Here is a 13,216-nt window from a genome sequence, read left to right on the forward strand (position 1 = left end):
TCACGTGAGCGGCCGCGTGGGGCCGTCCAGCTCGGCGGACACACCCTTGGCCCAGGCCGTGACCTGCTCGCGGTCGCGGTAGTCGCCGGCCATCTTCTTGGCGATGGCGGAGGCGAGGAAGCCCGACTGGCCGGGCGCCAGACGGCCTCCGAAGGTCACGTGTCCCTTCGCCCCGAGTCTCGCCATGGATCTGGCGACACCCGGCACGGCGGGAATCCGCTTCTCCGCGGCGGTTCGATCAAGCGGTCCGCTGCTGAAGAGCCACAGCGCGCGGCCGCGGAGCGCCTGGGCGTGACGGCGCGCGAACCGGCGGGCGTCCTTGTGCCAGCGGCCCCCGTAGAGGGCTCCGCCGAGGATCACCGCCTCGTACTCCCGCACGTCCGCCGTCTCTCGCGCGGGAGCGACGTCGACGTGATGACCGTCGCTTCGCAGCATCTCGCCGATCCACTCGGCGATCTCGGCCGTCGAGCCTCTCTTGGATCCGTGTGCCACCAGTATGCGGGTCACGGGGACCACCTCCGTGATCGAGTGTGCGCCCGGGGGCCGCACACCCGCAGAGGCTCACGGCCACGGATGAGGGGACCAAAGTACCGGCCTCGCCCCGCCGGGCGACGGCCTCGGCGGTGGCTTCGAGGGGCCGCCGGGCGTCACCGTTGGGCCCCGTCCCGGACGGATACCGCCGGGACGGGACCGTCGGCGCTCTAGGGGTGGGTCCAGCGCTGGGGAACGGCCGTCGTGCTGCAGTTGGTCTGGATGACGGCCGAGTTGTTCACCGTGTTGGTCACGGCCAGGCACTTGCCCGAGCCCACGTTCCGCAACATGTCGGCGGTCGGGTAGCGGGGGTTCCAGCGTTGCAGGGTGTTGTTGGCGTCACAGGTGGTCTGGACGGCGCCGACGTTGGCGGAGCTGGGCAAACGCAGGCATCTGCCGCCGTTCTCCTTGCGCAGGACGTACTCGCCCCACCACGCGTGCTCGAAGCGCCAGCGGTAGTCGGTGGAGGTGGTGTTGCAGGTGAACTGCACGGCCGCGGCGTTGTTGACGGTGCCGGTGACCGTCATGCACTTGTTGCTGTGCGTGTTGCGCATCGTCCCGTAGGGCGTGGTCGTCTGGTGTAGGTAGACCTCGCTGCGGAACAGCTTGTGGTCCGAGCAGGGGTGGTCGTCGCAGTTCCCGGCGTCGACCATCTGCACGTTCTGATGCTCGAAGCTGAAGTGCTTGCGGCTGACGAAGGTGTAGTCGATCTTGCCCTCGGCGTGCGAGGGGTCGCCGCCCTGCACCGGGCCGTCACAGAACTCCTCGTCGCAGTAGAAGTGCATGTCGACCTCCCAGAACTGCCCCGTGGTGCCCGCCTCGGGGGCGTAGAGGGAGCTGAGGGCCGGGTTGCCTGGCTGGAGGTTCAGGTCACCCATGAGGATGAACGACCCCGCCGACGCCTCGGGGCCGAAGACCCGGGCCAGCTCCTTGGCCTCCGCCTCAGGGGCGGCGTACGGGTTGGCCGCGCCGGACTCCTTGGGCGCAAGGTGGGTCGAGCAGGCCTTCACCGGCTGGTTGGCGATGCTGAACAGCGCCGTCACGCAGGCGACGCTGCGCGACTCGGTGATCGTCGGCTGCTCGCGCGCCTCCAGCTTGTGGTCGCTGGTGAACATGTAGCCCTGGTCGGAGACGAGCGTGCCCCGCACCAGCACGGCGTTGCCGGCCTCGTTGCGGGTGTCCGGCGGCACGATGCAGTCGGGGACGATGGTGCGGGACTCTTGGAAGTACCCCTGCATGGAGTAGCCGATCGCCTCAAGCTGGATCAGCAGGTGGGCGTACTGGCGGTCGCACACCTCGTTCAACGAGATGACGTCCGGTCTGCGCTCCTGCACCTCGCGGATGATCCTGCCGATGATCGGGTAGGTGCCGTTGTTCTTGGCACCGCCGGCCATGTTGAAGTGCAGCAGCTTGAGGGTCTGCGTCTGCGGTACGGTCAGCGCCATGGCCGCGCTCTGCCCGGCCGCCGCCGTCCCCGCCGCGCCGGCACCGAAGGCCGCCGGCGCCTGTCCGAACAGGAGGCAGGCGAGGCCGAGAAGGGTGGCGACGCTCAGTCGCGCGCTCTTGGTGAAGCTCCTGGACGATCTTTCGTGCACGGATAACACGTGGTCTCCTCGCGTGGTTCGTCCGTCGTGAGATGTCCGCCGCCGGGCTTCCCGCCCGGCCGTCGCGCCGCGTTCGCGCGGCATCGGAAACGCGTGTCCACGGGATCCACGGGGGGCACGCCGTCGTTTCGGAGACGATCAGTGATCGTTGATCACATGCTCGCAGACGAAAGGACGTGTGTCATCGTCATTTCGGCCCTGCGATATATGGACCGCACCAACGGCCCGTGCGCGTGGTGAGGGCCCGCGCGCGTGGTGAGGGCGCGGCGCCGCTACAGCCGGTCGGGATCGTGGTAGGCGTCCGGCACGCCGTCGGGGGCGGCGGCGTCGTCGCCGGGCGGATCGCCGTCGTCGCGGTGCAGCCGCAGGCGGACCTGCTCGGCGACGCCCTCGTCGGGGTGGTCCAGGCCGTAGGCCCACACGGCCTCGGCGTCGTCGTCGCGGCCGCGCAGCGGGAGCGTGCGGGCCAGGAGCTCGATGGCCAGGGCGGCGCCGTCGGTGTCGCGGACGGTCTCGGCGGCGGCGGCGAACTCCGCGCAGGCCATGTCGAGATGGGCGATTCCCAGCAGCACGCGCAGCCGCGCGGAGTCGGCGACGTCCGGCAGGCCGAGGGCCTCGATCAGGATGTCGGCCGCCTCACCCGGCTCCCCCAGGTCGAGCAGGTATTCGGCCAGGCCCTGGGCGGCCCGCGAGCCGACCACCGGGTCGGCGGTGGCGAGGGCGGCCCGCAGCGCGGCCTCCGCCTCTCGGTCGTCGCCCTGGTCGGCGGCGATGCGCGCCAGCGCCATGTGCGCGGCGGGCATGTAGGCCGGGGTGCCGAGGCCGATCACGGCCTGCCAGGCGGCGCGGGCCTGGTCGGGCAGGCTCTCTCGCTCGAACCCGCGGGCCAGGTGACAGGCGGCCTGGGAGGCGTACTCGGGATGGCCGGTGGCCAGGGCCGTGCGGGCAGCCGCCCTGGCGCCGGCCACGTCGCCCCGCTCCTCCAGCACGACGGCCAGGCCGACCGCCGCCTGCGCCCGGTCGGCCTCGCCGGCGTCGGCCACGAGCTCGGCGAAGATCTCCGCCGCCGCGTCCAGATCGCCGCTCTCGGCCAGCCTGCGCGCGTCGTCGATCCGCCCCCCGGACTGCGCCGCCATCGAGACCTCTTCTCCGCGTAGGGGAACGCGGCGGCCCGGACGCGGCGCCGCCGCCCGGCTCCCTGGGGAACCGGGCCGCCTCCGCCGCCGGGGGGACCGCCCTCGCTCGTTGCGTGGAACCGCCCGGACCTGACGGCGCGGGCACGCCGTGGCGCGCGACATATTATGCCGAGCCGGACGGCCCCGCGGGACCGATGCGCGGGAGGGGTTGGACGGCGGGTGCGCCGCGCCGGCCCGTCGCGACGGGCCGGCGGGTGCGGGGTCGGTCAGCCTCGTGCGCCTCCAGCGGGGATGCCGAGTTGGCCGGCGCGGTCGCGGCCGCCGTGCCGGTCAGTCCTCGTACGCCTCCAGCGGGGGGCAGGAGCAGACGAGGTTGCGGTCGCCGTAGGCCTGGTCGATGCGGCGGACCGGCGGCCAGTACTTGGACTCGCGCAGGCCGGGCACCGGGTAGGCGGCCTCGGCGCGGCCGTAGGGGTGCTTCCAGTCGCCGGCCACCAGGCAGTCGGCGGTGTGGGGGGCGTTGCGCAGCGGGTTGTCGGCCCGGTCGAAGGCGCCGGAGGCGACCTTGGCGATCTCGGCGCGGATGGCGATCATCGCGTCGCAGAACCGGTCGAGCTCGGCGAGGTCCTCGCTCTCGGTCGGCTCGATCATCAGGGTGCCGGCCACCGGGAACGACATGGTGGGCGCGTGGAAGCCGTAGTCGATGAGGCGCTTGGCGACGTCGTCCACGGTGACGCCGGTCTCCTTGGTGATCTGCCGCAGGTCGACGATGCACTCGTGCGCCACCAGGCCCTCGCGCCCGGTGTAGAGCACCGGGTAGTGCGGCGCGAGCCGCCTGGCCAGGTAGTTGGCCGACAGGATGGCCTGCTCGGTGGCGGCCTTGAGCCCGTCGGCGCCCATCATGCGCACGTAGGCCCAGGAGATCGGCAGGATGCCCGCCGACCCGTAGGGAGCGGCCGCGACCGGGCCCACGACCGACTCGCGCAGCGGGTGGCCGGGCAGGTAGCCGGCCAGGTGGGACCGGACCGCCACCGGGCCGACGCCCGGGCCTCCGCCGCCGTGCGGGATGCAGAAGGTCTTGTGCAGGTTCAGGTGGGAGACGTCCGCGCCGAACGACCCTGGCTTGGCCAGGCCGACCAGGGCGTTGAGGTTGGCGCCGTCGACGTAGACCTGGCCGCCCGCCTCGTGGACCAGGTCGCAGATCGAGCTGATCGTCTCCTCGAACACGCCGTGGGTCGAGGGGTAGGTCACCATGATGGCGGCCAGCCGGTCGCGGTTCTTCTCGATCTTGGCGGTGAGGTCGGGGACGTCGACGTTGCCCTGGTCGTCGCAGGCGACCACGACGACCCGCATGCCCGCCATGACGGCGCTGGCGGCGTTGGTGCCGTGGGCCGAGGACGGAATGAGGCAGACGTCGCGTCCGGCGTCGCCGTTGGCCCGGTGGTAGGCCCGGATGGCCAGCAGGCCGGCGAACTCACCCTGGGAGCCGGCGTTGGGCTGCAGCGAGACGGCGTCGTAGCCGGTGACCTCGGCCAGCCAGCGCTCCAGGTCGCCGATGAGCTCCAGGTAACCCTCCACCTGGTCGGCCGGCGCGTAGGGGTGGACCCCGGCGAACTCCGGCCAGGTGATCGGCTCCATCTCGGTCGTGGCGTTGAGCTTCATCGTGCACGAGCCGAGCGGGATCATCGACCGGTCGAGGGCGATGTCCTTGTCCTGCAGCTTGCGCAGGTAGCGCAGCAGGGCGGTCTCCGAGCGGTGGGCGTGGAAGACCGGGTGGTCCAGGAAGCCGGTGGTGCGCAGCAGCGCGGCCGGCAGCGCGTCGGAGGTGGCGGTGTCCAGGTCGTCCACCACGACGCCCTGGCAGCCGAAGGCCTCCCAGACGGCGCGCAGATGGTCGGCGGAGGTGGCCTCGTCGCAGGTGACGCCCACGTGGTCGGCGTCGGCCAGGCGCAGGTTGACGCCCCGCTCGCGGGCCGCCTCGACCACGGCCGCCGCCCGGCCCGGGACGCGGGCCAGCACGGTGTCGAAGAAGTCGTCGTGCACCACCTCGACGCCCGCGCCGCGCAGCCCGGCCGCCAGCACGGCGGCGTGCCGGTGCGCGCGCTGGGCGATCCGCCGCAGCCCCTCGGGGCCGTGGTAGACGGCGTACATGCCGGCGATGACGGCGAGCAGCACCTGGGCGGTGCAGATGTTGCTGGTGGCCTTCTCGCGGCGGATGTGCTGCTCGCGGGTCTGCAGCGCCAGCCGGTAGGCCGGGTCGCCGTCGGAGTCCCTGGAGACGCCGACCAGGCGCCCGGGGAGCTGGCGCTGCAGGCCCTCGCGGACGGACATGAAGGCGGCGTGCGGGCCGCCGAACCCCAGCGGCACCCCGAACCGCTGGGAGGAGCCGACCGCGATGTCGGCGCCCAGGGTGCCGGGGGCCTCGATCAGCGTGAGCGCCAGCAGGTCGGCGGCGGCGACCACCAGCGCGCCGCGCTCGTGCGCCTCGGCGGCCAGGGCGCGGAAGTCGGCCACCCGGCCGCCGGCGCCGGGGTACTGCACCAGGACGCCGAACAGCTCGCCCACGGGCAGGCCCGCGGTGAGGTCGGCCTCCACCAGTTCGATGCCGAGCGGCTCGGCGCGGGTGGCGAGCACGGCCTTGGTCTGTGGCAGCGCGTCGGCGTCGACGACGAACACCGAGCCCGGAGCGCGGCCGGCGCGGCGGGCGAGCGTCATGGCCTCGGCGGCGGCGGTGGCCTCGTCGAGCAGCGAGGCCCCGGCGACGTCGAGCCCGGTCAGGTCGGCGACGACGGTCTGGAAGTTGAGCAGCGCCTCCAGGCGGCCCTGGGAGATCTCGGGCTGGTAGGGCGTGTAGGCGGTGTACCAGCCGGGGTTCTCCAGCAGGTTGCGCCGGATCACCGCGGGGGTGAGCGTGTTGTGGTAGCCCAGGCCGATCATGGAGGTGAGCACCTGGTTGCGTCCGGCGAGGGCTCGCAGCTCGGCGATGGCCTCGGCCTCGCTCGCCGCCTCGGGGAGGTCGAGCGGGGTCTCGACGCGGATCGCCTCGGGCACGGCCACCGCGATGAGGTCGGCGACCGACGCGTAACCCACGGCCTCCAGCATGCGGGCCTGTTCGGCGTCGGCCGGGCCGATGTGCCGGGTCGCGAAGGGGGGTTCGGCGAGGTCGCGAAGCGGTGACCGATCGGTCATGGGGCCCTCCTGAAGGGGTAGAGACCGGCGCTGGACGCGCGCGTGTGCCGGGTCTCCCCCTCTGTCGGCGCGACGTCATCATCGCGACCTGAGAGCTTCACCCCCACGAGAGGGGCTTGCACCGTCGGTGAGGCAGGCCTGGCGGGCATGCCTACTTTCCAGAGTGGCCTCGTCCGTGCGGTACGTGGGCCTGAGAGATTCCGGGGAGGTTGCTCCTTCGGCGCCCGATCACCGGCCGGTGCCCCGCGGAACGTGGTACCGGCCCGTGCCCGGGACTCTCCCGCACAGGGTCTTCAGCTACCCGCCAATCGTACCGTCCCGCCTGACGTGGGGAACTACCCCTACCCCACCCTCATCCGGTGCGCCGGGCGCGTCTACGCTGAGCCAGCTCGTCGCCCGGGTGCTCCTCCTGGGAGTCGCGTTCGGCCGGCTCCGCGCGTTCCCCCGGCAGCTCCGCCAGGGACCCCTCGACCTCGCGCCAGACGCCGCCGAGGGCGATGCCGAACACGCCCTGGCCGCCTTCGAGGAGATCGATCACCTCGTCGGCCGAGGTGCACTCGTAGACGCTCACGCCGTCGCTCATCAACGTGATCTGCGCGAGGTCGTTGACACCCCGCTCGCGCAGGTGCTGGACGGCGGTGCGTATCTGCTGGAGCGACACTCCGGTGTCCAGCAGGCGCTTGACCACCTTCAGGACCAGGATGTCGCGGAAGCTGTAGAGGCGCTGGGAGCCCGAGCCCTGCGCGGCCCGCACCGACGGCTCGACGAGCTGGGTCCTGGCCCAGTAGTCGAGCTGGCGGTAGGTGATGCCCGCGGCCGAGCACGCCGTCGGGCCGCGGTATCCCACGTCGGCGGGCAGCGACCCCGGCCGCTCCTCGAACAGCAGGCCCTGCTCTCCCGCGCGGTCCCGCGCCGACCGGCGCTGGGCCGCGTCATGCTGGCCTGCCGTATTTCCCTCGCCGCTGCTGACCGCCACTGCGGACCTCCGGCTTTCTCTCATCCCACGGTCTGATCTGGGGGTTCGTGAATTACAACCGTGGGTTCCCTTGCACCGTAGGACCGGCGGGATGCTCAGTCAACGATCCCGCCCGGCGCGTCGTGAAGCGTAAATGCCCGTTTTGACTAACCGGCACGCCCGAAGTCCTCAGGTGTGATGGTGTCGAGGAACTCCCGGAACTTCTCGACCTCGTCCTCCTGGTCGTCGGGGATGATGACGCCGGCCTCCCGCACGACGTCCTCGCTGGCGAAGATGCCGGCGCCGGTGCGCAGGGCGAGCGCGATGGAGTCGGACGGCCGCGCGCTCACCTCGACCCCGTTGGAGAACACCAGGTCGGCGAAGAAGATCCCGTCGCGCAGCGCCACGATGTTGACCGTCTGCAACCGCACGCCGAGAGCTTCGATCACGTCCTTGAACAAGTCGTGGGTGAGCGGCCGTGGCGGCGGCTCGTCCGCCTGTGCCAGAGCGATGGCCGTGGCCTCGGTCATCCCAATCCAGATCGGCAGATAACGCTCACCCTTCGCCTCCTTGAGCAGGACGATGGGCTGGTTGGAGGGCATCTCGACGCGGACCCCCACGACCTCCATCTGCAACACAGGCGGCTCCGTCTCGTTGGGCGGCCGGCCCGCTTCGGGCCTGCTCCCGGGCGGCTCACGGCTGCGGCGTGACCATCGCCGCAAAATTCAACGTAACATCCCCGCACGCTGAAATGTCCGGGCGCCTCCGTCAGCGGCCCAGAATGCCCCGCAGACCGCCTTGTACCAGGGCGGTGTGCAGTTCGAGCAGCAGGGCGGACAGCTCGCGTGCGGCCTCCTCGGCGGCCTCCGCGGCCCCGGGAGCGCGCCTTCGCAATAGGGGTGCCACAGCTTGTTCCACGAGCCCCGCCTCGCGCTCGGCGGCGGCCCTCAGCACCCGCAGATGGCGCGGGTGGAGCCCGAACCGCGCCAGGGCCCCGGAGGCCCTGGCCACGGTCAGCGCCTCGGCGTCGTACCGCCGGGCCACCGGGGCCACCAGGCCGTAGTCCTCGAGCTCGGCGAGGGTCTCCTCGTCGAGCCCGGCGGCCTGGAGCAGCTCGGCGCGGCTGAGGCGGACCTCCTGAACCTGCGCCTCGACCGCCCGCGGCCCGGGCGCCGCGGCGTCGGCCTCGGTGTCGAGGTGGTCCTTGATCACGCGCAGCGGGAGGTAGCGGTCGCGCTGCGCGGTGAGGATGTACCGCAGGCGCTCCACGTCGTCCCGGGTGAACTTGCGGTACCCCGACGGGGAGCGCTGGGGCTCGATGAGCCCCTCGCCCTCCAGGAACCGGATCTTGGAGACGGTGACGTCGGGAAAGTCGGCGCGCAGGACCTCGAGGACCTCACCGATGTTCATGAACGCCCTGGCGGCCTGCGCGCTCATCACCGCTCCCGTTCACCCACGCGTGAGGAACACCAGCCGGAATTTGCCGATCTGGACCTCGTCGCCGCCCGACAGCGGAAGCTCCTCGATGCGCTCCCGGTTCACGTAGGTGCCGTTGAGGCTGCCGACGTCCCGGGCGGTGAAGTAGTCGCCCTGCCGGAAGAACTCGGCGTGGCGCCGCGACACCGTCACGTCGTCGAGGAAGATGTCGCTCTCGGGGTGGCGGCCCGCCGTGGTCAGCTCGCTGTCGAGCAGGAACCGGCTCCCGGCGTTCGGCCCGCGCATGACGACGAGCAGAGCCGTTCCCGGGGGAAGCTGCTCGACCGCCGCGCGATCGGGGATAAGCGTCTGACCCGTCGCCGTCTCGCCGTCCATCGCCTCGATGCCGCTGAGGGAGATCGTGGAGGTGGTGTCCCCCGGGGTGTTCTCGGCACGGCTCAACGGCGACCCGCAGCGCGAGCAGAAACGGGCGTCGTCAGGGTTGGCATGACCGCACTGCGTGCAGTAGACGCTCGGCATCGATCGGCTCGGCCTCCTACCGCGAAGTCGCGGCGACGGTGCTCGGTGCGGCGTGCCTCGGTGCTTCGCTTCTCATGATTGCTCAAACTGCGAATGCCGCAACTTACGCTGCACGAGTCGCAAAGGTCAAGACGAGGTCAGGCTCACGGTTTCGGACATGCTAGCGGACGGGCTCGTCTGGGTCGTCGCCGCGGGGGCTCGCGCGTTCTGGATGACGGCGCTCGCCCCTGGGTGACTTCGACTCGGCTCGCCGCGCCGGTCCAAAGCTACCGCCCGCGCCGCCCTCCGGTCCATCCGGCGCGCCGTTTGGTTGCTCCCGGAACAACCCCTTTTAGTACCGAACGAGGTATTTTCGGGCCGAACCCGGTCGCCGTCGTGACCGGATGGATGCCGTCCCGCCGCCTTTACGATGTAGATCGCAACGGTGCCGCGGCCGGGGGCGCCGGCCGCGGCGGCCGCCTCAGGTGCCGACCGCGTGCTCCACGACGCGGGCCCAGCGTTCCAGCAGGGCCTGGGCGCCGTCGAGGTCGTCGGCCTCGGCCCACAGGTGGGTCACGGCCTCGGCGGGGTCGGGCAGGATGAGCGCCCAGCCTCCGTCCTCCTCGACGACCCGCACGCCGTCGGTGGTGTCCAGGTCGTAGCCGTCGGCGGCCTCCACGATCGACCGCATGACGGCCCCCTTGGCCGCCCAGGGCGTCGGGACGGTGCGCTTGAGCATCTTGGCCTGAGGGATGCGCGCGTCGATCTGGCTGAGCGACAGCCGCGTGCGGGCGACCAGGCCCAGGATGCGAAGGAACGCCGCCAGGCCGTCCATCGTGGGCGCGAACTCCGGGACGATGAAGCCGCCGCGCCCGTCGGCCGCGAAGATGAGGTCGGGGTCGGCCGCCGCGGAGGTCAGCGCGTCCAGGGCCGTGGAGGTCCAGTGCACCTGCGCCCCGTGGAACCGGCACACCTGCTCGGCCACCCGGGTGGTGGTCACCGGCAGCGCCACCCGGCCGCCCTGGCGCTCGGCGGCCACCAGGTCGAGCACCACGAGCTGCGCGCGCTCCTCGCTGATGAGCTGGCCCATCTCGTCGACCAGGGAGATGCGCTCCCCCACCGGGTCGAAGCGGACGCCGAAGGCGGCCCTGGAGGACCCGACGAGCTCGGCCAGGCGCTGCAGGTCGCGGCGCCGCTCGGCCAGCGTCTCGGTCGGCGAGGCGTCGTCCAGGCGGTTGTTGACGGTGAGCACGTCGACGCCCACCCGCCCGAGCAGGCTGGGCAGCACCAGGGCGGAGGTGCCCCCGGCGCAGTCGATGACGACCTTCATCTCGGCGTCACGCACCCCGGACATGTCGACGCAGCGCAGCAGCTCGCGCACGTAGGACTCGACGGCCCTGGCGGGGAAGCTCAGCTCGGCGATCTCGCCGGGGAAGGCGCGGCGGAACTCCTGGCGGGAGAAGACCCGTTCGAGCTTGCGCTGGGCGCCCTGGGAGAGGTCGGCGCCGTTCTCGTCCATGAAGATGATGTCGACGCTCTGCGGGTCGCCGGGGGTGGTGCGCAGCGCGATGCCGCCCGAGGCGGTCTCCCGGGCGGTGTGGAAGCGCGCCACGGGCAGCGGGGCGGCCTCCAGGTCGAGCACGTTGATGGCGCTGGCGGTGAGCGCGCTGATGACCGCGCGCTTGAGCGCCCTGGCCGCCCGCGAGGAGTCGCGGGAGGTGATGACCGAGGAGCCCTTCTTGAGCGTCGTGGCGTACGCGCTGGCCAGACGCACGCACAACTCGGGGGTGATCTCGACGTTGACCAGGCCCGACACGCCGCGTGGCCCGAACAGGCTGCGCTGGCCGCGCGACTCCCAGATCACGCTGGTGTTGACGACCGCGCCCGCCTCGATCGTCTTGAAGGGGTAGATCTTGACGCCGGAGGAGACGTAGGCCTCGGCCTCGATCACGCACTCGTCGCCGACGATCGCGTTCTCCTCGACGCGCGCGCCGGTCATCACGTCGGTGTTCTTGCCGATCACGCAGCCGCGCAGGTGGGCGCTCGGGCCGACGTAGACGTTGTCGTGGACGACGGCGCGGTGCAGGAACGCCCCCTCCTTCACCACCACGTTGTCGCCGAGCACGGTGTACTCGCGCAGCTCCGCGCCCGCCTCGACCTTGGCGTACCCGCCGATGTACACCGGGCCCTTCAGCACGGCGTCGGGGTCGACGGAGGCGCCCTCGGCGACCCACACGCCGGGCGAGAGCTCGAAGCCGTCGGCGTCCAGCCGCACGCGCCCCTCCAGGGCGTCGGCCTGGGCCTTCAGGTAGCTCTCGTGGGTGCCGACGTCCTCCCAGTAGCAGTCGGTGACGTAGCCGTACAGCGGGGCGCCGCGCGCCAGCAGCTTGGGGAACACGTCGGCCGACCAGTCGACGGGCACCCCGGGGGCGACCTCGTCGAGGACCTCGGGCTCCATGACGTAGACGCCGGTGTTGGCCGTGTCGGAGAAGACCTGGCCCCAGGTGGGCTTCTCCAGGAAACGCTGCACCCGGCCCTGCTCGTCGACGATGATGATGCCGAACTCCAGCGGGTTGGGCACCCTCTTCAGGCCGATGGTCACCATCGAGCCGTTCTCCTCGTGGAACCTGATCATGTCGGTCAGGTCGATGTCGGTGAGCGCGTCGCCGGAGATCACCAGGAAGCGCTCGTCGCGCAGCTTGTCGGCGGCGTTCTTCACGCTCCCGGCGGTGCCGAGCGGGATCTCCTCGGTCGCGTAGTGCAGGCTCATGCCGAGCTCGTCGCCGTCGCCGAAGTAGTTGCGCACCAGCGCGGCCAGGAAGTGCACGGTGACGACGGTCTCGGTGAACCCGTGCCGCCGCAGCAGGCGCAGCACGTGTTCCATGATCGGCCGGTTGACGACGGGGAGCAGGGGTTTTGGCTGGTTGGCGGTCATCGGCCGCAGCCGAGTCCCCTCACCGCCGGCCATCACGACGGCCTTCACTGATCACCCTCCGGATGTCGCGTCACGGTGGGCACACGGTCACGCTCGCCCAGGCGGTCACCACCGCGGGGCCCGCCGGGGCGGGCCCCCCGATCGATCATGCCCGGCTCGCCCCTCCGATGAGCCTGCGCCCCTGAACCACGTACAGCGCCCCCGCCCACCAATACAGACCTGTTCCCCAGATGGCAAAGGCCCATCCCAGGATCCGCGCCGGCTCGGCGTACCAGCCGGCGTGGGAGGCCAGGAAGAGCAGCGGGAAGGCGTAGAGGATGTTCGCGGTCGCGGCCTTGCCGAGGAAGTGGACCGGCAGCGCGGAGCCGAAGCCGTGCCGGCGCAGGACGGGCACGCCCGCCAGCAGCAGGACGTCTCTGGCGACGATCAGGGCGGTCAGCCACCAGGGGATGACCTCCCGCAGGGTCAGGCCGATCAGCGTGGCCAGGATGTAGAGCCGGTCGGCCAGCGGGTCGAGCAGCCTGCCGAGCCTGCTCGTCTGGTTCCACGCCCGGGCGAGCTTCCCGTCGAGCCAGTCGGAGAAGCCGGCCGTCATGAGGAGGAGCAGGGCCCATCCGTCGGCCTTGGGCCCCAGCACCAGCCAGAGGAACACCGGGACGCCGAGCAGGCGCGCCATGCTCAGGGCGTTCGGAATCGTCCAGATCCGGTCCTCCGCGGACTTCACATGACCCCCCTCGTGAACTTGATGCCGACCCTACCCGTGTACGGCTCCGCGCGGCGGAGCGGTCCGCGCGGCGGGACGCGGGGCTCGTGGGACGGCGCGGCGAGGCCGGTCCGCGCCTTCCGCGCCGGGCCGCCCGGACGGAGGTGGCATCCTCCTGGGAGCCGGAGATCCGACCCAGGGTGGAAGCGAGTAGACCGTTTTGTCATT

General features: G+C 71.8%; 10 protein-coding genes and 1 riboswitch. All 10 genes read right to left on the minus strand.

Annotated elements, in window-relative coordinates:
• The 10 genes from PYR91_RS12345 to PYR91_RS12390 all read right to left on the minus strand — a co-directional run bounded on the left by PYR91_RS12345 (window position 1) and on the right by PYR91_RS12390 (window position 13,009).
• On the minus strand, window positions 1-507 hold the full coding sequence (locus tag PYR91_RS12345) for a flavodoxin domain-containing protein (RefSeq protein WP_279779771.1): 507 nt from the start codon (window positions 505-507) through the stop codon (window positions 1-3).
• 194 nt (window positions 508-701) lie between these two features.
• Window positions 702-2,126, minus strand: coding sequence for a ricin-type beta-trefoil lectin domain protein (locus tag PYR91_RS12350; protein ID WP_279779772.1), 1,425 nt, complete (start codon window positions 2,124-2,126; stop codon window positions 702-704).
• Between the two features lie 281 nt (window positions 2,127-2,407).
• On the minus strand, window positions 2,408-3,271 hold the full coding sequence (locus tag PYR91_RS12355) for a tetratricopeptide repeat protein (RefSeq protein WP_279779774.1): 864 nt from the start codon (window positions 3,269-3,271) through the stop codon (window positions 2,408-2,410).
• Between the two features lie 330 nt (window positions 3,272-3,601).
• Complete coding sequence (gene gcvP / locus PYR91_RS12360) at window positions 3,602-6,460, minus strand: aminomethyl-transferring glycine dehydrogenase (RefSeq protein WP_279779775.1); 2,859 nt, start codon at window positions 6,458-6,460, stop codon at window positions 3,602-3,604.
• Window positions 6,461-6,628: 168 nt separating this feature from the next.
• Window positions 6,629-6,753, minus strand: a riboswitch (glycine riboswitch).
• A gap of 59 nt (window positions 6,754-6,812) precedes the next feature.
• On the minus strand, window positions 6,813-7,436 hold the full coding sequence (locus tag PYR91_RS12365) for a MerR family transcriptional regulator (RefSeq protein ID WP_279779777.1): 624 nt from the start codon (window positions 7,434-7,436) through the stop codon (window positions 6,813-6,815).
• 146 nt (window positions 7,437-7,582) lie between these two features.
• On the minus strand, window positions 7,583-8,053 hold the full coding sequence (locus PYR91_RS12370; protein ID WP_279779779.1) for a bifunctional nuclease family protein: 471 nt from the start codon (window positions 8,051-8,053) through the stop codon (window positions 7,583-7,585).
• A 130-nt stretch (window positions 8,054-8,183) separates the two neighbouring features.
• Window positions 8,184-8,852, minus strand: a complete 669-nt coding sequence (locus PYR91_RS12375; protein ID WP_279779780.1) for a MerR family transcriptional regulator — start codon at window positions 8,850-8,852, stop codon at window positions 8,184-8,186.
• 12 nt (window positions 8,853-8,864) lie between these two features.
• Window positions 8,865-9,371: an FHA domain-containing protein gene (locus tag PYR91_RS12380; protein WP_279779781.1), complete on the minus strand. Its 507-nt coding sequence runs from the start codon at window positions 9,369-9,371 to the stop codon at window positions 8,865-8,867.
• Window positions 9,372-9,831: 460 nt separating this feature from the next.
• Complete coding sequence (locus PYR91_RS12385) at window positions 9,832-12,333, minus strand: mannose-1-phosphate guanyltransferase (RefSeq protein WP_279779782.1); 2,502 nt, start codon at window positions 12,331-12,333, stop codon at window positions 9,832-9,834.
• Window positions 12,334-12,430: 97 nt separating this feature from the next.
• Window positions 12,431-13,009 carry a CDP-alcohol phosphatidyltransferase family protein gene (locus tag PYR91_RS12390; RefSeq protein WP_279779783.1) on the minus strand — a complete coding sequence of 193 codons (579 nt, stop codon included), beginning with the start codon at window positions 13,007-13,009 and terminating at the stop codon, window positions 12,431-12,433.
• Between the last annotated feature and the right edge of the window lie 207 nt (window positions 13,010-13,216).

The sequence above is a fragment of the Sphaerisporangium sp. TRM90804 genome (assembly GCF_029846175.1).
GTDB lineage: Bacteria > Actinomycetota > Actinomycetes > Streptosporangiales > Streptosporangiaceae > Sphaerisporangium.

What these genes read in the sequence shown, in the direction of transcription:
- PYR91_RS12355 (WP_279779774.1), bottom strand. Translation starts at nt 3,271, where the DNA reads ATGGCGGCGCAGTCCGGGGGGCGGATCGACGACGCGCGCAGGCTGGCC.
- gcvP (WP_279779775.1), bottom strand. Translation starts at nt 6,460, where the DNA reads ATGACCGATCGGTCACCGCTTCGCGACCTCGCCGAACCCCCCTTCGCG.
- PYR91_RS12375 (WP_279779780.1), bottom strand. Translation starts at nt 8,852, where the DNA reads ATGAGCGCGCAGGCCGCCAGGGCGTTCATGAACATCGGTGAGGTCCTC.
- PYR91_RS12380 (WP_279779781.1), bottom strand. Translation starts at nt 9,371, where the DNA reads ATGCCGAGCGTCTACTGCACGCAGTGCGGTCATGCCAACCCTGACGAC.